Below are 21,626 nucleotides of genomic sequence, written 5' to 3' on the forward strand. Positions count from 1 at the left end.
CGACGCCACACTAGCGCTCATGAAAAACGTCAGCCCCAGCTACCTCAAGCATCACTTCCTGATCGCCATGCCACACATGGCCGACCCGAACTTTGCCCACACCTTGACCTACATCGTCGAGCACACGGCCAATGGCGCGATGGGGCTGGTGGTCAACAGGCCGCAAGACTTGAACCTGGCCGACATCCTCGAACAGCTGCGCCCGGACATCGAGCCGCCGGCACGCTGCCAGGATGTGCCGATCTTCATCGGCGGGCCGGTGCAGACCGATCGCGGTTTTGTCCTGCACCCGGCGGGCCAAACGTTCCAGGCCACGGCGCAACTGGATGGCGACCTGGCCCTGTCGACTTCGCAGGACGTGCTGTTCGCCATCGCTGACGGCGTCGGCCCCGCGCAGAGCCTGATTACCTTGGGTTACGCCGGCTGGGAAGCCGGGCAACTGGAAGCCGAACTGGCCGACAACGCCTGGCTGACCTGCCCGTTCAACGCCGACATCCTGTTCAACACTCGCAGCGAATTGCGCCTGGAAGCGGCAGCGCGGCATCTGGGCATCGATCTCAATCTGCTCACCAGCCAGGCAGGTCACGCCTGATGGCCCTGCGCCTGATTCTCGGCTTCGACTACGGCACCAAACAGATCGGCGTCGCGGTCGGCCAGGTCGTCACCGGCCAAGCCCGCGAGCTGTGCACCCTCAAAGCACAGAATGGCGTGCCGAACTGGGATCAGGTCGAAGCGCTGATAAAAGAATGGAAACCCGACGCCGTGGTGGTCGGCCTGCCGCTGAACATGGACGGCACGCCGAGCGACATGTGCGTACGCGCCGAGAAATTCGCCCGCCGCCTCAACGGCCGCTACAACCTGCCCTTCTATACCCACGACGAACGCCTGACCACTTTCGAAGCCAAGGGCGAGCGACTGGTGCGTGGCGGGCAGAAAGGCAGTTACCGCGACAACCCGGTGGACGCCATCGCCGCTGCCCTGCTGCTGCAGGGCTGGCTCGATGAAAACACTGCATTGTTTGAATCCTGACAAGCGCTTCGGCGCTTTTCTTTTGGTTATAAACCGAGCTTCGTCCAGCAGGACGCAGCGCGGAATCACGAAGGAGCAACCATGAGCCTGCCCAATCCCGCCGATCTGATCAGCCAGATGGCGACCCGCCTCAAGGCGCACCTTGCCCAGCGTGACATCAGCGAACCGCGTTACATCGGTATCCGCACCGGCGGCATCTGGGTCGCGCAGGCGCTGCTCAAGGAACTGAACAGCGATGCGCCACTGGGCACGCTGGATGTGTCCTTCTATCGCGATGACTTCAGCCAGAATGGCCTGCACCCGCAAGTGCGCCCGTCCGCCCTGCCCTTCGAGATCGAAGGCCAGCATCTGGTGCTGATCGACGACGTGCTGATGAGCGGTCGGACTATCCGCGCCGCCATGAATGAATTGTTCGATTACGGCCGCCCGGCCAGCGTCACCCTGGTCTGCCTGCTGGACCTGGACGCCGGCGAGCTGCCGATCCGCCCGAACGTGGTCGGCGCCACCCTGACCCTGGCCGGCAACCAGCGGGTCAAGTTGTCCGGCCCCGAGCCGCTGACGCTCGAACTGCAAGACGTCACCCTTTAATCCGCCCTATTGAGAGTCCCCCTCGCGATGACGCCTCTAGATACCAAGCGCCCGCTGCAGCTCAATGATCAGGGCCAGCTGCGCCACTTCCTCTCGCTCGACGGCCTGCGCCGCGAGTTGCTGACGGAAATCCTCGACACTGCCGACTCGTTCCTTGAAGTCGGTGCCCGGGCGGTGAAGAAAGTCCCGTTGCTGCGCGGCAAGACCGTGTGCAATGTGTTCTTCGAGAACTCCACGCGCACCCGCACTACTTTCGAACTGGCGGCCCAACGACTGTCGGCGGACGTGATCACCCTGAACGTGTCGACATCGTCGGCGAGCAAGGGCGAAACGTTACTCGATACCCTGCGCAACCTTGAGGCCATGGCCGCCGACATGTTTGTCGTGCGCCACGGCGACTCCGGTGCAGCGCACTTCATCGCCGAGCATGTCTGCCCACAAGTGGCGATCATCAACGGCGGCGACGGCCGGCATGCGCACCCGACCCAAGGCATGCTCGACATGCTCACCATCCGTCGGCACAAGGGCGGTTTCGAAAACCTCTCGGTGGCGATCGTCGGCGACATCCTGCATTCGCGGGTGGCGCGCTCGAACATGCTCGCGCTGAAAACCCTTGGCTGCCCGGACATCCGCGTGATCGCGCCGAAAACCCTGCTGCCGATCGGCATCGAGCAATACGGCGTCAAGGTCTACACCGACATGGCTGAAGGCCTCAAGGACGTCGACGTGGTGATCATGCTGCGCCTGCAACGTGAGCGCATGACCGGCGGCCTGCTGCCCAGCGAAGGCGAATTCTACCGCCTGTTCGGCCTGACCACCGCACGTCTGGCCGGGGCCAAACCCGATTGCATCGTCATGCACCCGGGGCCGATCAACCGTGGCGTGGAGATCGAGTCGGCGGTGGCCGACGGCCCGCACTCGGTGATCCTCAATCAAGTGACCTACGGCATCGCGATTCGTATGGCTGTGCTGTCCATGGCCATGAGCGGGCAGACTGCGCAACGTCAATTCGAGCAGGAGAACGCCCAGTGAAGCTCAGCATCCTCGGCGCACGCGTCATCGATCCCAGCAGCGGCCTGGATCAAATCACCGACATCCACGTTGAAGCCTGCAAGATCGTCGCCCTCGGCGCCGCACCGGCCGGTTTCAGCGCAGTAGAAACCATCGATGCCCAAGGACTGGTCGCCGCGCCTGGCCTGGTCGACCTCAATGTCGCCCTGCGCGAGCCGGGCTACAGCCGCAAAGGCTCGATCGTCAGCGAAACCCGCGCCGCCGCTGCCGGTGGCGTGACCAGCCTGTGCTGCCCACCGAAGACCAGACCGGTGCTCGACACCTCGGCCGTCGCCGAACTGATCCTCGACCGCGCCCGCGAGGCCGGCAACACCAAGGTGTTTCCGATCGGCGCCCTGAGCAAAGGCCTCGACGGCGAGCAATTGGCCGAACTGGTCGCCCTGCGCGACGCCGGTTGCGTGGCGTTCGGCAACGGTCTGGAAAGCTTTCGCAACAGCCGCACCCTGTGCCGGGCGCTGGAATATGCGGCGACTTTCGACCTGACGGTGATCTTCAACTCGCAGGATCACGATCTGGCCGAGGGCGGTCTGGCCCACGAAGGCGCGGTCGCCAGTTTCCTTGGCCTGCCGGGCATCCCGGAAACCGCCGAAACCGTGGCGCTGGCTCGCGATCTGCTGCTGGTCGAGCAGACCGGCGTGCGTGCGCATTTCAGCCAGTTGACCAGTGCGCGCGGTGTGGCGCTGATTGCCCAGGCCCAGGCCCGTGGCTTGAAGGTAACGGCGGATGTTGCGCTGTATCAGCTGATCCTGACTGACGAAGCGCTGATCGACTTCAACAGCCTCTACCACGTGCAACCGCCGCTGCGCACCCGCGCCGATCGCGATGGCCTGCGTGAGGCAGTGAAGTCCGGGGTGGTCTCGGCCATTTCCAGCCATCACCAGCCCCACGAGCGCGACGCCAAACTGGCCCCGTTCGGCGCCACCGAGCCGGGCATCAGCAGTGTTGAGTTGCTGCTGCCGCTGGCGATGACGCTGGTTGAGGATGGTTTGCTCGACTTGCCGACGCTATTGGCTCGGTTGAGCGCAGGCCCGGCCGAAGCCCTGCGCCTGCCGGCGGGCAAACTGGCGGTGGGCGGTGCGGCGGATATCGTGCTGTTCGATCCGAAGTCATCGACGGTGGCCGGTGAACACTGGCTGTCGAAGGGCGAGAACTGCCCGTTCATCGGGCACAGTCTGCCGGGGGTCGTTCGCTATACGCTGGTGGATGGGCGGATTACTCACCAGGCCTAAAAAGCAAAAGATCGCAGCCTGCGGCAGCTCCTACTTTGGAATGCATTTCCCTGTAGGAGCTGCCGCAGGCTGCGATCTTTTGATCTGGCAAAAACTTACTGGAAGGCGCCGCGATTCTGCGCGTTGCGCACCGACACCTGATCGTTCAGCGTCCAGAAGTCATACAGCACGCCAATAAAGAACAACCCGCCGGTCAGCAGATACAGCAAGCCGCTGATCCATTTGCCCTGATACATCCGGTGCACGCCGAACACACCGAGGAAGGTCAGCAGGATCCACGCGACGTTGTACTCGATCGGCCCGGCAGCAAAGCGCAAATCCGCTTCGCGATCCATCGCCGGGATCAGAAACAGGTCGATCAGCCAGCCAATCCCCAGCAAACCGAAGGTGAAAAACCAGATCGTCCCGGTCACCGGTTTGCCGTAATAAAAGCGGTGCGCTCCCGTGAATCCGAAAATCCACAGCAGGTAGCCGATGACTTTGCTGTGAGTGTCTTTTTCTTTCACGCGGGGTAGCTGATAGCTGTTCATTAAGACCTCATTGCACTCGATAGATAAATATTCTTCATTTCTTTGTGACTTTTTTACAGGTGGCCGACGTATGGCAAATGTTACCGTTGCTAGCGCGAAACCCTTGTAGAACCTGACTTCTGTCGGACAATTGCGTACTTTTTGAGCGTTTTTGGTTCCGTAGCCAGCCGAATGAATCGATGAACGGCCTCGGAACGGCAAAAAAAGCTGTTATAAAGTTGCGCGCTATCACTTATGAGCCACGCCTAATGCGACCATTTTTCAAGACATGGCTGACTATTTGCCTATTAATGCCACTGGCCGCCCACGCCACCAATCGTGAGCAACGTCTTCCCAACGTCAACGGCTTCACCCCTAAATCCCATGCTTCGGCTCCATCGAGCAAAAGCAGCAAGAGCAAGACCACCACGCTGAGCAGCAAGAGCCGCAGCAAGCTGGTGCCACCGATGGCGAGCAAGGAAAGCAGCAATGTGCTGAGCCGTGCGGTAAACGTCCTCGGTACACCTTATCGTTGGGGCGGCAGCAGCCCAAGTAAAGGCTTCGATTGCAGCGGTCTGGTGAAATACGCGTTCAACGACGCTACTTTCGACCTGCCACGCACCTCCAATGCCATGGCCAGCGGTCACGGCGAGAAAGTCGAGCGCAAGGATCTGAAGCCGGGCGATCTGATTTTCTTCAACATCAAGAGCCGTCGGGTCAACCACGTTGCCATTTACCTGGGCAACGACCGCTTCATCCACGCCCCGCGCCGTGGCAAAGCGGTGAGCATCGACACGCTGAACAAGCCGTACTGGGAAAAGCATTACGTCGTCGCCAAGCGCGTGTTGCCGAAAGAACAACAGCAACTGCGCGTAGTCCAGCGCTGAGCTGTTTGATCTCCTGAATCAGCTTCAGCAGTACCAGCCTTTTCGCGAGCAGGCTCGCTCCCACAGAAGAATGCATTCCAGCTGAAGGAATGCGGTTTGATGTGGGAGCGAGCCTGCTCGCGAAGGGGCCGGCAGCCGCACCAGCGACCCTCAGAAATTATCAGGCGTACGCGCCTTCTCCCGCGCATGCTCGCGGCTGATCAGGCCCTTGGTCACCAGATCCTTCAGGCACATATCGAGTGTCTGCATCCCCAACGACCCACCGGTCTGAATCGCCGAATACATCTGCGCCACCTTGTCCTCGCGGATCAGGTTACGAATCGCCGATGTCCCGAGCATGATTTCATGCGCCGCCACCCGCCCGCCGCCGATCTTCTTGATCAAAGTCTGCGACACCACCGCCAGCAACGACTCCGACAGCATCGAACGGACCATCGACTTCTCGTCGCCGGGGAACACGTCGACCACGCGGTCGATGGTCTTCGCCGCCGAGGTCGTGTGCAGGGTGCCGAACACCAGATGCCCGGTCTCGGCGGCGGTCAGCGCCAGGCGAATGGTTTCCAGATCACGCATTTCGCCGACCAGAATCACGTCCGGGTCTTCACGCAAGGCCGAACGCAGTGCGGTGGCGAAGCTGCGCGTATCGCGATGGACTTCGCGCTGATTGATCAGGCATTTGCGCGATTCATGGACGAACTCGATGGGGTCCTCAATGGTGAGGATGTGGTGATGGCGATGGGTGTTGAGGTAATCGATCATCGCCGCCAGCGTGGTCGATTTGCCGGAGCCGGTCGGCCCGGTGACCAGCACCAGCCCGCGCGGCGCGTCCGTGATCTTGCGGAAAACATCGCCCATGGCGAGGTCTTCCATGCTCAGCACTTTCGACGGAATAGTGCGGAACACGGCGCCGGCGCCACGGTTCTGGTTGAATGCGTTGACCCGAAAGCGCGCCACGCCGGGTACATCGAAGGAAAAATCCGTTTCCAGATTTTTCTCGAATTCGATGCGCTGGGTGTCGTTCATGATGTCGTAGATCAGATCGTGCACTTGCTTGTGATCCAGCGCCGGCAGATTGATCCGTCGCACGTCGCCATCGACACGGATCATCGGCGGCAGGCCGGCCGACAGGTGCAGGTCGGAAGCGCCCTGTTTGGCGCTGAAGGCCAGCAGTTCAGTGATATCCATAGCGTCCCTCAATTCCAGTAGAATGCCGCGAACCTACAGACCGCCGGCGCCTCTTGATGTCCACGATAGCAGACAACATCCTTCAGGTTAGTTCGCGCATCCAGGCAGCGGCGAAAGCTGCGCACCGCGACGAAAACAGTATCCATTTGCTCGCCGTGAGCAAGACCAAACCCGCCCAGGCCCTGCGTGAAGCCTATGCCGCCGGCCTGCGCGACTTCGGCGAGAACTACTTGCAGGAAGCCTTGGGCAAACAGCTGGAGCTGGCCGACCTGCCCTTGATCTGGCACTTCATAGGCCCCATTCAATCGAACAAGACTCGCGCGATTGCCGAGCATTTCGACTGGGTGCACTCCGTGGATCGTCTGAAAATTGCCCAACGCCTGTCCGAGCAGCGCCCGGCCGAACTGCCGCCCCTGAACATCTGCATTCAGGTCAATGTCAGCGGCGAGGCGAGCAAATCCGGTTGCACCCCGGCCGATCTGCCGGCGCTGGCCGAGGCCATCAGCGCCCTGCCCCGGCTGAAATTGCGCGGACTGATGGCGATTCCCGAGCCGACCGAAGAGCGCGCTGAACAGGACGCTGCCTTCGCCGCCGTGCAGACATTGCAGGCGAGCCTCGCTCTGCCGCTCGACACATTGTCCATGGGCATGAGCCACGACCTCGAGTCGGCCATTGCCCAAGGCGCCACTTGGGTGCGGATCGGTACCGCGCTGTTTGGCGCCAGAGATTACTCCCAGTCTTGAACGTTTCCAGATAAGGACCACACATGAGCAACACACGTATTGCGTTTATCGGTGCGGGCAACATGGCGGCCAGTCTGATTGGCGGCTTGCGCGCCAAAGGTCTGGAAGCGGCGCAGATCCGCGCCAGCGATCCGGGCGAAGACACCCGTGCCAAGGTCAGCGCCGAACACGGCATCGAAACCTTCGCTGACAACGCCCAGGCCATCGACGGCGTCGATGTCATCGTGCTGGCGGTCAAGCCACAGGCGATGAAAGCCGTGTGCGAGGCGATTCGCCCAAGCCTGAAACCGAATCAACTGGTGGTGTCGATCGCCGCCGGCATTACCTGCGCGAGCATGACCGCGTGGCTCGGCGAACAGCCGATCGTGCGCTGCATGCCGAACACCCCGGCGCTGCTGCGTCAGGGTGTCAGCGGTTTGTACGCGACCAGCGAAGTAACCGCCGAGCAGCGTCAGCAAGCCGAAGAGCTGCTGTCCGCCGTCGGCATCGCCCTGTGGCTGGAAGAAGAACAGCAACTGGACGCAGTCACCGCAGTGTCCGGCTCCGGCCCGGCGTACTTCTTCCTGCTGATCGAAGCGATGACCGCCGCCGGCGTCAAACTTGGCCTGCCAAAAGAGATCGCTGAGCAACTGACCGTGCAGACTGCTCTGGGCGCCGCGCACATGGCGGTATCCAGCGATGTCGACGCCGCCGAACTGCGTCGCCGCGTGACCTCGCCGAATGGCACCACGGAAGCTGCGATCAAATCATTCCAGGCTGGCGGCTTCGAAGCGCTGGTTGAAACCGCACTCGGCGCCGCCGCGCACCGCTCGGCCGAAATGGCCGAACAACTGGGCAAATAAAGGAGCCTTACATGATCGGATTGAACACCGCAGCGGTTTACGTGCTGCAAACCCTCGGCAGCCTGTACCTGCTGATCGTGCTGCTGCGCTTCGTCCTGCAACTGGTGCGGGCGAACTTCTACAACCCGCTGTGCCAGTTCGTGGTCAAGGCCACTCAGCCGCTGCTCAAGCCTTTGCGCCGGATCATCCCGAGCCTGTTCGGCCTCGACATGTCGTCGCTGGTGCTGGCGATTCTGGTGCAACTGCTGCTGATGGCGCTGACCCTGCTGCTGACCTACGGCACCACTGGCAATCCGCTGCAACTGTTGATCTGGTCGCTGATCGGCGTCACTGCACTGTTCCTGAAGATCTTCTTCTTCGCTCTGATCATCAGCGTGATTCTGTCGTGGGTCGCACCGGGCAGCCACAATCCGGGTGCTGAACTGGTCAACCAGATCTGCGAGCCGGCGCTGGCACCGTTCCGCCGCTTCTTGCCGAACCTTGGTGGCCTGGACCTGTCGCCGATCTTCGCTTTCCTTGCGCTGAAATTGATCGACATGCTGGTGATCAACAATCTGGCGGCGATGACGATGATGCCGGAGATTCTGCGTTTGCTGATGTAAGCCAGTGCGTTCGGTCTGACTGACCGAGTCGCCTTTTTCGCGAGCAGGCTCGCTCCCACATTGGAATGCATTTCAACTGTGGGAGCGAGCCTGCTCGCGAATGGCTGCACCTCGATCCGAAGCGAAAACGCCGGACCTGATCGTTGCTTGCCGCTAACCCCCACGGTCTTTAGACTTACGCCTCATTTCAACGAGAGCAGGGTCGATGCCAACTGCCTTTCCCGCCGATTCTGTTGGTCTGGTAACGCCGCAAACCGCGCATTTCAGCGAACCGCTGGCGCTGGCTTGTGGCCGTTCGCTGGCCGCTTATGACCTGATTTATGAAACCTACGGCACGCTGAACGCCCAGGCGAGCAACGCCGTGCTGATCTGCCACGCGCTGTCCGGTCATCATCACGCCGCTGGTTATCACAGCGTCGACGACCGCAAGCCCGGTTGGTGGGACAGCTGCATCGGCCCCGGCAAGCCGATCGACACCAACAAGTTCTTTGTGGTCAGCCTGAACAACCTCGGCGGCTGCAACGGCTCCACCGGCCCGAGCAGTATCAACCCGGAGACCGGCAAGCCGTTCGGCGCCGACTTCCCGGTGCTCACCGTGGAAGACTGGGTGCACAGCCAGGCGCGCCTTGCTGACCTGCTCGGCATCGGCCAGTGGGCGGCGGTGATCGGCGGCAGCCTCGGCGGCATGCAGGCGTTGCAGTGGACCATCACCTACCCCGATCGCGTGCGGCACTGCCTGGCCATCGCCTCGGCACCAAAACTGTCGGCGCAGAACATCGCCTTCAACGAAGTCGCGCGCCAGGCGATCCTCACCGATCCGGAATTCCACGGCGGCTCGTTCCAGGAAGCCGGCGTGATCCCCAAGCGCGGGCTGATGCTCGCGCGCATGGTCGGCCACATTACCTATCTGTCCGACGACTCCATGGGCGAGAAATTCGGCCGTGGCCTGAAGAGCGAAAAGCTCAACTACGACTTCCACAGCGTCGAGTTCCAGGTCGAAAGCTACCTGCGTTACCAGGGCGAAGAATTCTCCGGGCGCTTTGATGCCAACACCTATCTGTTGATGACCAAAGCGCTGGATTACTTCGATCCGGCGGCGAACTTCGACGATGATCTGGCGAAAACCTTCGAAAACGCAACGGCCAAGTTCTGCGTGATGTCATTCACCACCGACTGGCGCTTCTCCCCTGCACGCTCGCGCGAGCTCGTGGATGCGTTGATGGCCGCGCGCAAGGACGTCAGTTATCTGGAAATCGACGCGCCCCAGGGCCACGACGCCTTCCTGATTCCGATCCCGCGTTATTTGCAGGCGTTCGGCAATTACATGAACCGCATTTCGTTGTGAGAAAGCCATGAGAGCTGATCTGGAAATCATCCAGGAATGGATCCCCGCCGGAAGCCGCGTCCTCGACCTGGGTTGCGGTGACGGCGAGCTGCTGACCTGGCTGCGCGACAACAAGAACGTCACCGGTTATGGCCTGGAAAACGACGCCGACAACATCGCCGAGTGCGTGGCCAAGGGCATCAACGTCATCGAGCAGGATCTGGACAAAGGCCTGGGCAATTTTGCCAGCAACAGTTTCGACATCGTCGTCATGACCCAGGCCCTGCAAGCGGTGCATTACCCGGACAAGATCCTCGACGAAATGCTCCGGGTCGGTCGCCAGTGCATCATTACCTTCCCCAACTTCGGCCACTGGCGCTGCCGCTGGTATCTGGCGAGCAAGGGCCGCATGCCGGTCTCGGAATTTCTGCCTTACACCTGGTACAACACGCCGAACATTCACTTCTGCACCTTCGAGGACTTCGAAGAGTTGTGCCGCGAACGTGACGCCAAGGTCATTGATCGGCTTGCCGTGGATCAACAGCACCGCCACGGGTGGGCCAGTAAGCTATGGCCTAATCTGTTAGGTGAAATCGGTATCTACCGCGTCAGCAGTCCGCAGTTGGCGGACGCCCGAGTCGCGGTCTGAGCCAGGGCATTTGAAGGAGCACGAACATGAGCCGTCTAGCGTTGCTGTTATTCACCGCCTGCCTGAGCGCCAGCACCATGGCGGCGGACGTCATCAAAGGTGAGCGCAAGGAAACCTTCGGCGACATTACGGTGCACTACAACACCTTCAACTCGACGTTCCTGCAACCGGACATCGCCAAGGCCGCCGAGCTGATCCGCAGCAAGAACCAGGGCGTGATCAATGTTTCGGTGGTCAAGGACGGCAAACCGGTGATCGCCAGCGTCACCGGCACGGTCAAGGACCTGACCAGCAACAGCGTGCCGCTGAACTTTCGCCAGGTCACCGAACAGGGCGCGATCTACTACATCGCCCAGTACCCGGTGCCGCAGCAGGAAACCCGCACCTTTGAAATCAAGGTGCAGAACGGCGACAAGATCAACACCATCAACTTCAACCAAGAACTCTTTCCCGGCGAATGATGAACATCAAGCAGCTCGTACTGGCCAGCCATAACGCCGGCAAACTCAAAGAACTTCAGGCCATGCTCGGCGACTCGGTGCAACTGCGCTCGATTGGCGAGTGGAGCAAGGTCGAGCCGGAAGAAACCGGCCTGTCGTTCGTCGAGAACGCGATCCTCAAGGCCCGCAACGCCGCGCGTATTTCCGGGCTGCCGGCGCTGGCCGACGATTCCGGGCTGGCAGTGGACTTCCTCGGCGGCGCACCGGGCATCTACTCGGCGCGTTATGCCGACGGTCAGGGCGATGCGGCAAACAACGCCAAACTGCTCGATGCGCTGAAGGACGTACCGCAAGCCGAGCGCGGCGCGCAGTTCGTCTGCGTATTGGCACTGGTGCGCCACGCCGATGATCCGCTGCCGATTCTCTGCGAAGGCCTGTGGCACGGGCGCATTCTGACCGCTGCCAGCGGCGAACACGGCTTCGGTTATGACCCACTGTTCTGGGTGCCGGAGCGCGACTGCTCCAGCGCCGAACTGAGCCCGGCCGACAAGAACCAGATCAGCCACCGCGCCCGTGCAATGGATCTGCTGCGCCAGCGTCTGGGCTTGAAATGACCACTGATTCTTCCGCGTCGTCGCTGATTATCGGCGGCGCCGCGTCCTCGCCTCGGGCGCCGCTGCCAACTCTGCCGCCCCTGGCGCTGTACATCCACATTCCGTGGTGTGTGCGCAAATGCCCGTATTGCGATTTCAACTCGCACACCGCCAGCCCGGTGCTGCCGGAGCAGGAATACGTCGACGCGCTGCTGGCCGATCTCGATCAGGATCTGCATGCGGTGTATGGCCGTGAGCTGACTTCGATTTTCTTCGGTGGCGGGACGCCCAGCCTGTTCAGCGCCGAAGCCCTCGGGCGTTTGTTGAAGGGCGTCGAACAACGCATCCCGTTCGCTGCCGACATCGAAATCACCCTTGAGGCCAATCCGGGCACCTTCGAGCAAGAGAAGTTTGTCGCCTATCGCAAGCTGGGGATCAATCGGCTGTCGATCGGTATCCAGAGCTTTCAGCAGGAAAAGCTTGAGGCCCTCGGCCGCATCCACAACGGTGACGAAGCCGTGCGTGCGGCGGGCATGGCGCGGCAGGCCGGGTTCGATAACTTCAACCTGGACTTGATGCACGGTTTGCCCGATCAGTCGCTGGACGATGCCTTGAGCGATCTGCGTCAGGCCATTGCGCTGCAGCCGACGCACATTTCCTGGTATCAGCTGACGCTAGAGCCGAACACGGTGTTCTGGAATCAGCCGCCAGTGCTGCCGGAAGACGACACGCTGTGGGACATTCAGGAAGCCGGTCAGGCGCTGCTGGCCGAGCACGGTTACGCGCAATACGAAGTGTCGGCGTATGCCCAGGCCGGTCGACCGGCGCGGCATAACCTTAATTACTGGAGCTTCGGCGACTTCATCGGCATCGGCGCCGGTGCCCATGGCAAGTTGAGCCACCCGGACGGGCGCATCGTGCGCACATGGAAAACCCGCCTGCCGAAGGATTATCTGAACCCGGCGAAAAGCTTTCAGGCCGGCGAGAAATCGCTGAGCAATGACGAGATGCCGTTCGAGTTCCTGATGAACGCCCTGCGCCTGACTGCCGGGGTCGAATCGCGCCTGTATCCGGAGCGCACCGGCCTGTCGCTGGACACCCTCGCCGAAGGCCGGCGCGAAGCCGAACAAAGCGGCCTGTTGCAGGTCGAACCGTCACGCCTGGCGGCGACCGAACGCGGCCAACTGTTCCTCAACGATTTGCTGCAACAATTTCTGAACTGACTTCAGCTCAAAGGGAAAACGCATGGATTTGATACTCGACCTGCTGGCCACCGTCTCCCGCTGGAGCCGCAGCAATCTCTCGGAAATCGCTTTGGCGCTGGTCGGTTGCCTGCTGGTGCTGTTTGGCGCTGACTTCAAAGGCTGGGTCGAGCAACGCCTGGGCAGCATCGCCGGCGCCCTGCGCGTGCCCCTGATAGCCCTGCTCTGCCTGATCGGCAGCGGCGCCGCGCTGATCTACGCCACGCCGTGGGTGATCAAAGGCCTGAGCCAGTTCAACAACTACAGCCTGGCGCCGGTGCTGCTGGTGGTACTGGTGTTGATCGGCGTCGTCGCCGACCGCCGCTGACCCCGCAAACACCCCAAAACAAAATGTGGGAGCGAGCCTGCTCGCGAAGGCGTCTTGACATCCAACATCATCGTTGATCGTCAGACCGCTTTCGCGAGCAGGCTCGCTCCCACAGTTGATCGCAATGAAAGGGAAGTTCATGAGTAAAAAACTACTGGATGAGACGAGCAAATTTCTTAGCTTCGTGTTGCGTCACGAGCCTCAGGCGATCGGACTGAATCTGAATTCGGAAGGCTGGGCAAATATCGAAGCACTGATCAGCGGCGCGGCGCGTGATGGCAGGCATTTAAGTCGTGAGCTGATTGAAAACGTCGTGACCAGCAGTGACAAGAAGCGTTTTACGATTTCCGCTGATGGCCACTGTATACGCGCTGTTCAAGGCCACTCGACGAAAAGCGTTGATCTGCAATTCGAACAGAAACAGCCACCGCAAACGCTTTACCACGGAACAGCGACGCGTTTTCTCGACTCGATCCACGAACAAGGCTTGATTCCAGGACAACGCCATCAGGTGCATCTGTCCGACGAGATCGCCACCGCGTCGGCCGTGGGTCAACGCTACGGAACGCCAGTCGTTCTGAAGGTTGCCGCGAAGCAGATGGAAGAACAGGGCTTCAAGTTCTATCAGGCCGAAAATGGCGTCTGGTTGACAGAGCAGGTGCCCGCTCGATTTCTTGCCCCCCTGTAATCTCCTCATACACAAAACAATTGTGGGAGCGAGCCTGCTCGCGAAGGCGTCTTGACATCCAACATCATCGTTGATTGTCAGACCGCTTTCGCGAGCAGGCTCGCTCCCACAGTTTTTATTGCGTGATGCTTAAGCGATCTTTTCGAACTTCAGATCCCACACGCCATGGCCAAGTCGTTCGCCACGGCGTTCGAACTTGGTGATCGGGCGTTCGGCCGGGCGTGGGACGCATTTGCCGTCTTCGGCAAGGTTGCGGTAGCCCGGGGCGACGTTCATCACTTCCAGCATGTACTCAGCGTACGGCTCCCAGTCGGTGGCCATGTGCAGAATGCCGCCAACCTTCAACTTGCTGCGCACCAGTTCGGCGAACGAGGCCTGGACGATGCGGCGCTTGTGGTGGCGGCTCTTGTGCCACGGATCCGGGAAAAACAGCATCAGGCGATCGAGACTGTTGTCGGCGATGCAGCGGTTGAGCACTTCGATCGCGTCGCAATCGTAGACCCGCAGGTTGGTCAGCCCTTGGGTCAGCACGCCATTGAGCAGCGCGCCGACACCCGGACGGTGTACTTCAACACCGATGAAATCCTGCTCTGGAGCAGCAGCGGCCATTTCCAGCAGCGAGTGGCCCATGCCGAAACCGATTTCCAGCGAGCGCGGCGCCGAGCGGCCGAACACCTGGTCGTAATCGACCGGCGCATCGGCCAGCGGCAGCACGTACAGCGGCGCGCCCTGGTCCAGGCCGCGTTGCTGGCCTTCGGTCATGCGCCCGGCGCGCATCACGAAGCTCTTGATGCGGCGGTGTTGGCGCTCGTCGCCTTCGTCCGGCTGGACAGGCGTGTCGTTCGATTCAGTCATCAATGGCTCTTACTTGATCAGACCATCCAGCGGCGAAGAGGCGCTGGCATAGAGTTTTTTCGGCATGCGGCCGGCGAGGTACGCCAGGCGACCGGCGACGATGGCGTGCTGCATGGCTTGCGCCATCATGACCGGTTGCTGGGCGTGGGCGATGGCCGAGTTCATCAGTACAGCGTCGCAACCCAGTTCCATGGCGATGGTCGCGTCGGAAGCGGTACCGACGCCAGCATCCACCAGCACCGGGATCCTGGCTTCTTCGAGGATGATCTGCAGGTTGTACGGATTGCAGATACCCAGACCGGAGCCGATCAGACCGGCCAGCGGCATCACCGCGATGCAGCCGATTTCCGCCAACTGGCGAGCGATAATCGGGTCATCGCTGGTGTAGACCATCACGTCGAAGCCTTCCTTGACCAGGGTTTCGGCGGCCTTGAGGGTTTCGATCACGTTGGGGAACAGGGTTTTCTGGTCGGCCAGCACTTCCAGCTTCACCAGATTGTGGCCGTCGAGCAGTTCACGCGCCAGGCGGCAGGTGCGCACGGCTTCGATGGCGTCGTAGCAACCGGCGGTGTTCGGCAGGAAGGTGTAGCGATCCGGCGACAGCACTTCGAGCAGGTTCGGCTCGCCTTCGATCTGGCCCAGGTTGGTGCGGCGCACGGCGAAGGTGACGATTTCGGCACCCGAGGCTTCGATGGCCTGGCGGGTTTCTTCCATGTCACGGTACTTGCCGGTACCGACCAGCAAACGCGACTGGTAAGTACGACCGGCCAGCACAAAAGGCTTGTCGCTACGAACGATGCTCATGGGGAATCCTCTTTAAGGGTGAGGGTCTTGCAGAATTCTGTGCCCTTGCGGGCCGGGACAATCAGCCGCCGCCGATGGCGTGGACCACTTCGACGTTGTCGCCGTCGTTCAACGTGGTGTCGGCATGCTGGCTGCGCGGGACGATGTCCAGATTGAGCTCGACCGCCACCCGACGTCCGGCCAGATCCAGACGGGTGATCAGGCCCGCAACGGTTTCACCGTCGGGCAGTTCAAAGGACTCACCGTTCAACTGAATGCGCATGCACAACGCCGCCATCATTTTTAGGGGCTGGCATTCTAGCCCGATCATGACCTAAAGGTCAGTACCAAGCGTCAAGCGGTTAGCTGCAAGCGCCAAGCGGCTAGCCCCAGACATAACCAACCTATGAGAAACGCCAGGCCTCCGAACGGCGTGATGATACCGAGCTTGCTGATGCCGGTGGTGGTCAGCAGATACAGGCTGCCGGAGAACAACACAATGCCGACGGTGAAGGACACGCCGGCCCAAGTGACCAGCCGCCCTGGAATCTGCGTGGCCAGCAGCGCAACGCCGAACAGTGCGAGCGTGTGCACCAGTTGGTAGGTGACGCCAGTGTGGAAGATCGTCAGGTATTCCGGCGTCAGACGGTTTTTCAGGCCGTGGGCGGCAAACGCGCCCAGCGCAACACCGGTGAATCCGAAAAAAGCAGCCAGCATCAAAAAGCCACGCAGCATGGGGAACTCCAGTCAGACGCCATCGGCAGGGTCTGTATAATGGCCCGCTCCACGGGTTCGGCCAAGCCATCTCTATGCTGCGTTCAATTTTCCGTCGTCTCACGAAGGCTCTGCTCTGGTTCGCCGGCGGCAGTGTCTTGCTGGTGCTGGTGTTTCGCTTCGTGCCACCGCCGGGCACGGCGCTGATGGTCGAGCGCAAGGTCGAATCCTGGGTCGACGGCGAGCCGATTGACCTGCAGCGCACCTGGAAACCGTGGAACGAGATCTCCGATGACCTGAAAGTGGCGGTAATTGCTGGCGAAGACCAGAAATTCCCCGAGCACTGGGGCTTCGATCTGCGCGCGATTCAGGCTGCTCTGGCCCACAACGAACTGGGCGGTTCGATTCGCGGTGCCAGCACCTTGAGCCAACAGGTGTCGAAAAACCTCTTTCTGTGGTCGGGCCGCAGTTATCTGCGCAAAGGCCTGGAAGCGTGGTTTACCGCGCTGATCGAGGTGTTCTGGCCCAAGCAGCGAATTCTCGAGGTGTACCTGAACAGCGTCGAGTGGGATGACGGCGTGTTTGGCGCTGAAGCGGCGGCTCGCCATCACTTTGGTGTGAGCGCGAAGTCGTTGTCGCGCCAGCAGGCGAGTTATCTGGCTGCCGTACTGCCCAATCCACGGGTGTGGAGCGCCAGCCATCCGACTGGTTATGTATCGCGCCGGGCTGGGTGGATTCGGCAGCAGATGAGTCAGTTGGGCGGGGACAGTTACTTGCTCGGGCTGAACGATTCGCGGCGGGCGCCTTGGGCTGAATAACACCGAAATTCCAATGTGGGAGCGAGCCTGCTCGCGAAAGCGGTGTGTCAGCTTGCATTGATGGCACTGATAAACCGCTTTCGCGAGCGGGCTCGCTCCCACAGGGATTTGTGTTGAAACAGAAATGAAAACGCCCCGATCATCGCTGATCGGGGCGTTTTTTATTGCGGATTCGCCAGTTAAGCGGCGATCGACAACTTGAGCTTGTTCATCGCGCTCTTTTCGAGCTGACGGATTCGCTCGGCCGACACGTTGTACTTCTGCGCCAGATCGTGCAGCGTGGCTTTCTCTTCCGCCAGCCAGCGCTGGTAGAGGATGTCACGGCTGCGCTCGTCCAGCACTTCCAGTGCTTCGTGCAGGTTGGTGTTGGAGTTGTCGCTCCAGTCGGCATCTTCCAGTTGACGCGCCGGGTCGTACCGGTGGTCTTCCAGGTAGTTGGCCGGAGACTGGAAAGCACTGTCGTCGTCGGCTTCGGCAGCCGGGTCGAAGGCCATGTCGTGACCGGTCAGACGACTTTCCATCTCGCGCACTTCACGTGGTTCGACGCCAAGGCTTTCCGCCACACGGTGGACTTCCTCGTTATTCAGCCACGCCAGGCGCTTCTTCTGGCTGCGCAGGTTGAAGAACAGCTTGCGCTGGGCCTTGGTGGTCGCGACTTTCACAATGCGCCAGTTGCGCAGGATGAACTCGTGAATTTCCGCCTTGATCCAGTGCACGGCGAACGACACCAGACGCACGCCCATTTCCGGGTTGAAGCGCTTGACGGCCTTCATCAGGCCGACGTTACCTTCCTGGATCAGGTCAGCCTGAGCCAGACCGTAGCCGGAATAGCTACGGGCAATGTGTACGACAAAACGCAGGTGGGCGAGCACCATCTGCCGAGCCGCCCCCAAATCCTGCTCATAGTAGAGACTCTCGGCCAGTTCACGCTCCTGCTCCGGCGTCAGCAATGGAATGCTGTTGACGGTGTGCACATAGGCTTCCAGGTTCGCACCCGGAACCAGCGCATACGCAGGTTGCAAAGAATTGGTCATACGAAAAAACCTCCCACTCACATACTCGTGCCTCTCGGCACTGCGAAAAATTGACCGGGAACTCAGGTACAAGTTCCCATAAAAACCGCAAGGTCAATCACGCGCAAAAAAGATTCTACTTCGGCGCCAGCTCCCTGAGATGACGTGCGACTGCAATCCATGCACCGATATAACCCAACAGCACCGCGCCAAGCAAGAGCGACAGACCGTCGGCCACTGGCACACCGGCCAGGGCGAAATCACTGCCGTACAAGCCGGCCAGTCCGACCACCGCATCGTTAAGCCAGTTCAGGCCGAACGCCAATACGCCCCAGGACAACAGCCCTGCACCGAAGCCATACAACGCGCCCATATACAGGAAAGGGCGGCGCACATAACTGTCAGTGCCGCCGACGAGTTTAATCACTTCTATCTCGGTGCGGCGGTTTTCAATATGAAGACGAATGGTATTGCCTATCACCAAAAGTAATGCAGACACCAAAAGCACCGTCAGACCGAAGACAAAGCGGTCGCCAAGCTTGAGGATGGCGGCCAGACGCTCGACCCAGACTAGATCAAGTTGCGCCTGTTGTACCTTCGGCAGCTCGGAAAGTTTTTGTCTTAATGCTTCGAGTGTCGGCTTGTCGACTTCGTTCGGTGTCACCAGCACCACACCCGGCAAAGGGTTGTCAGGCAGCTCACGCAGGGCTTCGCCCAGGCCGGATTGCTGCTGGAACTCTTCCAGCGCCTGATCGCGGCCGACATATTCGGCATCAGCGACGCCCGGCATGCCTTTGATCTGCTCACGCAGCGCTTCGCCTTGCTCCGGGCTGGCGTCGAGTTGCAGGTACAGGGAAATCTGCGCCGCGCGCTGCCAGGAACCGCCGAGACGTTCGACGTTATTGAGCAACAGCGAAAGCCCCATCGGCAGACTCAACGCCACGGCCATCACCATGCAGGTGAAGAAGCTGCCGATCGGCTGTTTGCCGAGACGGCGCAGGCTGTCGAGCAGGCTGGCGCGATGGCTTTCGATCCAGGCGCGAAACAGCGTGGCGAAGTCCGGGCCGTCATCATCGTCGTGCTTTTTCTTTTTCTGCGGTTGCGGATCGGCGGCCTTCGGGGCCACGCGCTCGGAAACCTTAGGACTGCGTGTCGCACTCATACCCCGGCCTCCCCGTCGCCGATCAGGCGGCCGCGTTGCAGGGTCAGCATGCGATGCCGCATGCGCGCGATCAGTGCCAGGTCGTGACTGGCGATCAGCACGCTGGTGCCCAGACGGTTGATGTCTTCGAACACGCCCATGATTTCGGCGGCCAGACGCGGGTCGAGGTTACCGGTCGGTTCGTCCGCCAGCAGCAAGGCCGGGCGATGGACGATGGCGCGGGCAATGCCGACGCGCTGTTGCTGACCGGTGGACAGATCGCCCGGGTACAGATCGGATTTGTCCGACAGCGCCACGCGCTCCAGCGCCGAATCGACGCGCTTGGCGATCTCGACCTTGGACAGGCCGAGGATCTGCAACGGCAAGGCGACGTTGTTGAACACCGTGCGATCGAACAGCAACTGGTGATTCTGGAACACCACGCCGATCTGCCGACGCAGAAATGGAATCTGCGCATTGCTGATAGTGCTCAGGTCTTGCCCGGCGAGCAGCAATTTGCCGCTGGTCGGCCGTTCCATTGCCAGCAACAGGCGCAACAGCGTGGATTTACCGGCACCGGAGTGGCCGGTGACAAACAAGAACTCGCCACGACGGACTCGAAAGCTCAGCTCATGCAAGCCGACGTGACCGTTCGGGTAGCGTTTACCGACCTGTTCGAAACGAATCATGAACGCTCCCGCTCGGCAAACAGTGCCTGGACAAAGGGTTCGGCTTCAAAGGTACGCAAATCGTCGATGCCTTCACCGACGCCGATGTAGCGGATCGGCAGGCCGAACTGCTTGGCCAGGGCGAAAATCACCCCGCCCTTGGCGGTGCCGTCGAGCTTGGTCAGCGCCAGGCCGGTCAGTTCGACGGTCTGGTTGAACTGCTTGGCCTGGTTGATCGCGTTCTGGCCAGTGCCGGCGTCGAGCACCAACAGCACTTCATGCGGCGCGTCGGCATCGAGCTTGCCGATCACCCGGCGAACCTTTTTCAGCTCTTCCATCAGGTTGTCTTTGGTGTGCAGGCGACCGGCGGTGTCAGCGATCAGCACATCGATGCCACGCGCCTTGGCCGCTTGCACGGCGTCGAAGATCACCGAAGCGGAATCGGCGCCGGTGTGCTGAGCGATCACCGGAATCTTGTTGCGCTCGCCCCAGACCTGCAATTGCTCTACCGCCGCAGCACGGAAGGTGTCACCAGCGGCGAGCATGACTTTCTTGCCTTCCAGTTGCAGCTTCTTCGCCAGTTTGCCGATGGTGGTGGTTTTGCCGGCGCCGTTGACGCCGACCACCAGAATCACGAACGGCTTGTTCTGCGAGGCGATTTTCAGCGGTTGTTCGACCGGTTTGAGCATTGCGGCCAGTTCGGCCTGCAGGGATTTGTACAGGGCGTCGGCGTCTGCCAGTTCCTTGCGTGCAACCTTCTGGGTCAGGCGCTGGATGATCTGCGTCGTAGCCTCGACACCGACGTCGGCGGTGAGCAGACGGGTTTCGAGGTCGTCGAGCAGGTCATCGTCGATGGTCTTGCGCCCGAGGAACAGGCTGGCCATGCCCTCGCCGATGCTGGCGCTGGTCTTCGACAGGCCTTGCTTGAGGCGGGCGAAGAAACCGGCTTTGGTTTCTTCGGTGCGCGGGGTTTCGACTGGCGCTTCTACAGGGACTTCGACCGGCACGACCGGAGCGACAACCGGCGCAGCGGCAATCGGTGCAGGCTCCGACGGCGGGACAACCGGGGCGGCGGGTTCAGAAATGACCGGCGCAGGCTCGACAACCGGTTCAGGCACAGGCTGCGCCGCAACCTCGGCAACCGGCGCAGGAATCACTGGCGTCACATGCGGCGCTGCTTCTTCAACCAGCGCGACCGGCTCTTCTGCCACCGGCAAGGTCAGCCACGGCTCGGCGGCGGGCGTCAGCGGCAACTCGGCAGCGGCCGGCGTTTCGGGCTCGGCCTCAACCTCCGGTTGCAGCACCGGCTCGGCGATCGGCAGCACAATCGGCGCCGGCTCTTCTTCTATTACAGGTGCAGGCGCAGGGGCCGGCTCAGGAATCGCGGGCGGCTGTTCGACGACGGGTTCCTGCGGTTTCTTCCGCAGCCATCCGAACAGGCTTTTCTTCTCGCCAGCCGCAGCTGGGCTCTTCTTGTCGTCGTTGGAACCAAACATGGAGGACGGCTATCTCACGGTAGCGACGCGCCAACAGGGCGCCCCGGCAAATAAATATTCGATGCAGAACAGACTGTGTTTCACCCAGCTTGTTCACGCGCAACATTTTGTCGAGGCACCGAAGGCACCTCAAGGATCGTATTAACGTTGATCTAAACCGGCAAAGATCGGCGAAAACGCGGAGTTTAGT

General features: G+C 61.0%; 27 protein-coding genes. 17 read left to right on the forward strand and 10 right to left on the reverse strand.

Annotated elements, in window-relative coordinates:
• Positions 1–19: 19 nt before the first annotated feature.
• From NF676_RS25435 to NF676_RS25455, 5 genes are all read left to right on the forward strand, one after another.
• Complete coding sequence (locus NF676_RS25435; protein WP_016772739.1) at positions 20–592, forward strand: YqgE/AlgH family protein; 573 nt, start codon at positions 20–22, stop codon at positions 590–592.
• Positions 592–1,029, forward strand: a complete 438-nt coding sequence (gene ruvX, locus NF676_RS25440; protein ID WP_252886929.1) for a Holliday junction resolvase RuvX — start codon at positions 592–594, stop codon at positions 1,027–1,029. Before NF676_RS25435 ends, ruvX begins: the two co-directional genes overlap by 1 nt.
• A gap of 81 nt (positions 1,030–1,110) precedes the next feature.
• On the forward strand, positions 1,111–1,617 hold the full coding sequence (pyrR, locus tag NF676_RS25445) for a bifunctional pyr operon transcriptional regulator/uracil phosphoribosyltransferase PyrR (protein WP_016772737.1): 507 nt from the start codon (positions 1,111–1,113) through the stop codon (positions 1,615–1,617).
• 27 nt (positions 1,618–1,644) lie between these two features.
• On the forward strand, positions 1,645–2,649 hold the full coding sequence (locus tag NF676_RS25450; protein WP_016772736.1) for an aspartate carbamoyltransferase catalytic subunit: 1,005 nt from the start codon (positions 1,645–1,647) through the stop codon (positions 2,647–2,649).
• A complete protein-coding gene (locus tag NF676_RS25455; protein WP_150743563.1) occupies positions 2,646–3,917 on the forward strand; it encodes a dihydroorotase in 1,272 nt (423 codons plus the stop codon). The genes NF676_RS25450 and NF676_RS25455 overlap by 4 nt, the downstream gene beginning before the upstream one ends.
• Before the next feature lie 95 nt (positions 3,918–4,012).
• Here NF676_RS25455 and NF676_RS25460 read toward each other — a convergent pair whose 3' ends face one another.
• Positions 4,013–4,447 (reverse strand): NINE protein, encoded by a 435-nt coding sequence (locus NF676_RS25460; RefSeq protein WP_016772734.1) that lies wholly within the window; start codon positions 4,445–4,447, stop codon positions 4,013–4,015.
• Positions 4,448–4,695: 248 nt separating this feature from the next.
• Between NF676_RS25460 and NF676_RS25465 the strand changes: the two genes are divergently transcribed.
• Positions 4,696–5,313: a C40 family peptidase gene (locus NF676_RS25465; protein WP_024014657.1), complete on the forward strand. Its 618-nt coding sequence runs from the start codon at positions 4,696–4,698 to the stop codon at positions 5,311–5,313.
• Between the two features lie 150 nt (positions 5,314–5,463).
• Here the strand turns inward: NF676_RS25465 and NF676_RS25470 are convergent, their stop codons facing one another.
• Positions 5,464–6,498, reverse strand: coding sequence for a type IV pilus twitching motility protein PilT (locus tag NF676_RS25470; RefSeq protein WP_016772732.1), 1,035 nt, complete (start codon positions 6,496–6,498; stop codon positions 5,464–5,466).
• 56 nt (positions 6,499–6,554) lie between these two features.
• Between NF676_RS25470 and NF676_RS25475 the strand changes: the two genes are divergently transcribed.
• From NF676_RS25475 to NF676_RS25520, 10 genes are all read left to right on the forward strand, one after another.
• Complete coding sequence (locus tag NF676_RS25475; RefSeq protein ID WP_071172225.1) at positions 6,555–7,241, forward strand: YggS family pyridoxal phosphate-dependent enzyme; 687 nt, start codon at positions 6,555–6,557, stop codon at positions 7,239–7,241.
• A gap of 23 nt (positions 7,242–7,264) precedes the next feature.
• Entirely contained in the window at positions 7,265–8,083 is an 819-nt protein-coding gene (proC, locus tag NF676_RS25480; protein WP_041476815.1) for a pyrroline-5-carboxylate reductase, read from the forward strand.
• 11 nt (positions 8,084–8,094) lie between these two features.
• Positions 8,095–8,685: a YggT family protein gene (locus NF676_RS25485; protein ID WP_039757546.1), complete on the forward strand. Its 591-nt coding sequence runs from the start codon at positions 8,095–8,097 to the stop codon at positions 8,683–8,685.
• A gap of 205 nt (positions 8,686–8,890) precedes the next feature.
• On the forward strand, positions 8,891–10,030 hold the full coding sequence (gene metX / locus NF676_RS25490; RefSeq protein ID WP_083353760.1) for a homoserine O-succinyltransferase MetX: 1,140 nt from the start codon (positions 8,891–8,893) through the stop codon (positions 10,028–10,030).
• Between the two features lie 7 nt (positions 10,031–10,037).
• Positions 10,038–10,658, forward strand: coding sequence for a methionine biosynthesis protein MetW (gene metW / locus NF676_RS25495; protein WP_056786380.1), 621 nt, complete (start codon positions 10,038–10,040; stop codon positions 10,656–10,658).
• 26 nt (positions 10,659–10,684) lie between these two features.
• Positions 10,685–11,119, forward strand: coding sequence for a DUF4426 domain-containing protein (locus tag NF676_RS25500; protein ID WP_252886930.1), 435 nt, complete (start codon positions 10,685–10,687; stop codon positions 11,117–11,119).
• Complete coding sequence (gene rdgB / locus NF676_RS25505) at positions 11,116–11,712, forward strand: RdgB/HAM1 family non-canonical purine NTP pyrophosphatase (RefSeq protein ID WP_024014661.1); 597 nt, start codon at positions 11,116–11,118, stop codon at positions 11,710–11,712. The genes NF676_RS25500 and rdgB overlap by 4 nt, the downstream gene beginning before the upstream one ends.
• Positions 11,709–12,914 (forward strand): radical SAM family heme chaperone HemW, encoded by a 1,206-nt coding sequence (hemW, locus tag NF676_RS25510; RefSeq protein WP_252882817.1) that lies wholly within the window; start codon positions 11,709–11,711, stop codon positions 12,912–12,914. The genes rdgB and hemW overlap by 4 nt, the downstream gene beginning before the upstream one ends.
• A gap of 22 nt (positions 12,915–12,936) precedes the next feature.
• Positions 12,937–13,260, forward strand: a complete 324-nt coding sequence (locus tag NF676_RS25515; protein ID WP_252886931.1) for a DUF3392 domain-containing protein — start codon at positions 12,937–12,939, stop codon at positions 13,258–13,260.
• 139 nt (positions 13,261–13,399) lie between these two features.
• Positions 13,400–13,948: an RNA 2'-phosphotransferase gene (locus NF676_RS25520; RefSeq protein ID WP_095181331.1), complete on the forward strand. Its 549-nt coding sequence runs from the start codon at positions 13,400–13,402 to the stop codon at positions 13,946–13,948.
• Positions 13,949–14,077: 129 nt separating this feature from the next.
• Here the strand turns inward: NF676_RS25520 and trmB are convergent, their stop codons facing one another.
• From trmB to NF676_RS25540, 4 genes are all read right to left on the reverse strand, one after another.
• Positions 14,078–14,803 (reverse strand): tRNA (guanosine(46)-N7)-methyltransferase TrmB, encoded by a 726-nt coding sequence (trmB, locus tag NF676_RS25525; RefSeq protein ID WP_024014663.1) that lies wholly within the window; start codon positions 14,801–14,803, stop codon positions 14,078–14,080.
• 9 nt (positions 14,804–14,812) lie between these two features.
• Entirely contained in the window at positions 14,813–15,607 is a 795-nt protein-coding gene (locus NF676_RS25530; RefSeq protein ID WP_041476820.1) for a thiazole synthase, read from the reverse strand.
• A 61-nt stretch (positions 15,608–15,668) separates the two neighbouring features.
• Complete coding sequence (thiS, locus tag NF676_RS25535; protein WP_038861193.1) at positions 15,669–15,869, reverse strand: sulfur carrier protein ThiS; 201 nt, start codon at positions 15,867–15,869, stop codon at positions 15,669–15,671.
• 71 nt (positions 15,870–15,940) lie between these two features.
• The gene (locus NF676_RS25540) at positions 15,941–16,321 is read right to left on the reverse strand and encodes a DUF423 domain-containing protein (RefSeq protein WP_252886932.1); all 381 of its coding nucleotides are present in this window, start codon (positions 16,319–16,321) and stop codon (positions 15,941–15,943) included.
• Between the two features lie 74 nt (positions 16,322–16,395).
• On the opposite strand from NF676_RS25540, the gene mtgA reads away from it, so the two are divergent.
• Positions 16,396–17,118 carry a monofunctional biosynthetic peptidoglycan transglycosylase gene (gene mtgA, locus NF676_RS25545; protein ID WP_095181330.1) on the forward strand — a complete coding sequence of 241 codons (723 nt, stop codon included), beginning with the start codon at positions 16,396–16,398 and terminating at the stop codon, positions 17,116–17,118.
• A gap of 179 nt (positions 17,119–17,297) precedes the next feature.
• Here mtgA and rpoH read toward each other — a convergent pair whose 3' ends face one another.
• The 4 genes from rpoH to ftsY all read right to left on the reverse strand — a co-directional run bounded on the left by rpoH (position 17,298) and on the right by ftsY (position 21,436).
• A complete protein-coding gene (gene rpoH / locus NF676_RS25550) occupies positions 17,298–18,152 on the reverse strand; it encodes an RNA polymerase sigma factor RpoH (RefSeq protein ID WP_016772717.1) in 855 nt (284 codons plus the stop codon).
• A 115-nt stretch (positions 18,153–18,267) separates the two neighbouring features.
• Positions 18,268–19,293 carry a permease-like cell division protein FtsX gene (gene ftsX, locus NF676_RS25555; RefSeq protein ID WP_016772716.1) on the reverse strand — a complete coding sequence of 342 codons (1,026 nt, stop codon included), beginning with the start codon at positions 19,291–19,293 and terminating at the stop codon, positions 18,268–18,270.
• A complete protein-coding gene (gene ftsE / locus NF676_RS25560) occupies positions 19,290–19,961 on the reverse strand; it encodes a cell division ATP-binding protein FtsE (RefSeq protein ID WP_016772715.1) in 672 nt (223 codons plus the stop codon). Before ftsE ends, ftsX begins: the two co-directional genes overlap by 4 nt.
• Positions 19,958–21,436, reverse strand: a complete 1,479-nt coding sequence (ftsY, locus tag NF676_RS25565) for a signal recognition particle-docking protein FtsY (protein WP_252886933.1) — start codon at positions 21,434–21,436, stop codon at positions 19,958–19,960. The genes ftsE and ftsY overlap by 4 nt, the downstream gene beginning before the upstream one ends.
• Between the last annotated feature and the right edge of the window lie 190 nt (positions 21,437–21,626).

The organism is Pseudomonas siliginis (genome assembly GCF_024072275.1).
Lineage (GTDB): Bacteria > Pseudomonadota > Gammaproteobacteria > Pseudomonadales > Pseudomonadaceae > Aquipseudomonas > Aquipseudomonas siliginis.

Coding starts and splice junctions, on each gene's coding strand:
- ruvX (WP_252886929.1), top strand. CDS start 592: ATGGCCCTGCGCCTGATTCTCGGCTTCGACTACGGCACCAAACAGATC.
- NF676_RS25450 (WP_016772736.1), top strand. CDS start 1,645: ATGACGCCTCTAGATACCAAGCGCCCGCTGCAGCTCAATGATCAGGGC.
- NF676_RS25475 (WP_071172225.1), top strand. CDS start 6,555: ATGTCCACGATAGCAGACAACATCCTTCAGGTTAGTTCGCGCATCCAG.
- metX (WP_083353760.1), top strand. CDS start 8,891: ATGCCAACTGCCTTTCCCGCCGATTCTGTTGGTCTGGTAACGCCGCAA.
- rdgB (WP_024014661.1), top strand. CDS start 11,116: ATGATGAACATCAAGCAGCTCGTACTGGCCAGCCATAACGCCGGCAAA.
- pyrR (WP_016772737.1), top strand. CDS start 1,111: ATGAGCCTGCCCAATCCCGCCGATCTGATCAGCCAGATGGCGACCCGC.
- NF676_RS25460 (WP_016772734.1), bottom strand. CDS start 4,447: ATGAACAGCTATCAGCTACCCCGCGTGAAAGAAAAAGACACTCACAGC.
- trmB (WP_024014663.1), bottom strand. CDS start 14,803: ATGACTGAATCGAACGACACGCCTGTCCAGCCGGACGAAGGCGACGAG.
- metW (WP_056786380.1), top strand. CDS start 10,038: ATGAGAGCTGATCTGGAAATCATCCAGGAATGGATCCCCGCCGGAAGC.
- NF676_RS25465 (WP_024014657.1), top strand. CDS start 4,696: ATGCGACCATTTTTCAAGACATGGCTGACTATTTGCCTATTAATGCCA.
- NF676_RS25530 (WP_041476820.1), bottom strand. CDS start 15,607: ATGAGCATCGTTCGTAGCGACAAGCCTTTTGTGCTGGCCGGTCGTACT.
- ftsX (WP_016772716.1), bottom strand. CDS start 19,293: ATGAGTGCGACACGCAGTCCTAAGGTTTCCGAGCGCGTGGCCCCGAAG.
- ftsE (WP_016772715.1), bottom strand. CDS start 19,961: ATGATTCGTTTCGAACAGGTCGGTAAACGCTACCCGAACGGTCACGTC.
- proC (WP_041476815.1), top strand. CDS start 7,265: ATGAGCAACACACGTATTGCGTTTATCGGTGCGGGCAACATGGCGGCC.
- NF676_RS25485 (WP_039757546.1), top strand. CDS start 8,095: ATGATCGGATTGAACACCGCAGCGGTTTACGTGCTGCAAACCCTCGGC.
- NF676_RS25515 (WP_252886931.1), top strand. CDS start 12,937: ATGGATTTGATACTCGACCTGCTGGCCACCGTCTCCCGCTGGAGCCGC.
- NF676_RS25435 (WP_016772739.1), top strand. CDS start 20: ATGAAAAACGTCAGCCCCAGCTACCTCAAGCATCACTTCCTGATCGCC.
- NF676_RS25540 (WP_252886932.1), bottom strand. CDS start 16,321: ATGCTGCGTGGCTTTTTGATGCTGGCTGCTTTTTTCGGATTCACCGGT.
- hemW (WP_252882817.1), top strand. CDS start 11,709: ATGACCACTGATTCTTCCGCGTCGTCGCTGATTATCGGCGGCGCCGCG.
- NF676_RS25500 (WP_252886930.1), top strand. CDS start 10,685: ATGAGCCGTCTAGCGTTGCTGTTATTCACCGCCTGCCTGAGCGCCAGC.
- ftsY (WP_252886933.1), bottom strand. CDS start 21,436: ATGTTTGGTTCCAACGACGACAAGAAGAGCCCAGCTGCGGCTGGCGAG.
- thiS (WP_038861193.1), bottom strand. CDS start 15,869: ATGCGCATTCAGTTGAACGGTGAGTCCTTTGAACTGCCCGACGGTGAA.
- NF676_RS25520 (WP_095181331.1), top strand. CDS start 13,400: ATGAGTAAAAAACTACTGGATGAGACGAGCAAATTTCTTAGCTTCGTG.
- NF676_RS25470 (WP_016772732.1), bottom strand. CDS start 6,498: ATGGATATCACTGAACTGCTGGCCTTCAGCGCCAAACAGGGCGCTTCC.
- mtgA (WP_095181330.1), top strand. CDS start 16,396: ATGCTGCGTTCAATTTTCCGTCGTCTCACGAAGGCTCTGCTCTGGTTC.
- rpoH (WP_016772717.1), bottom strand. CDS start 18,152: ATGACCAATTCTTTGCAACCTGCGTATGCGCTGGTTCCGGGTGCGAAC.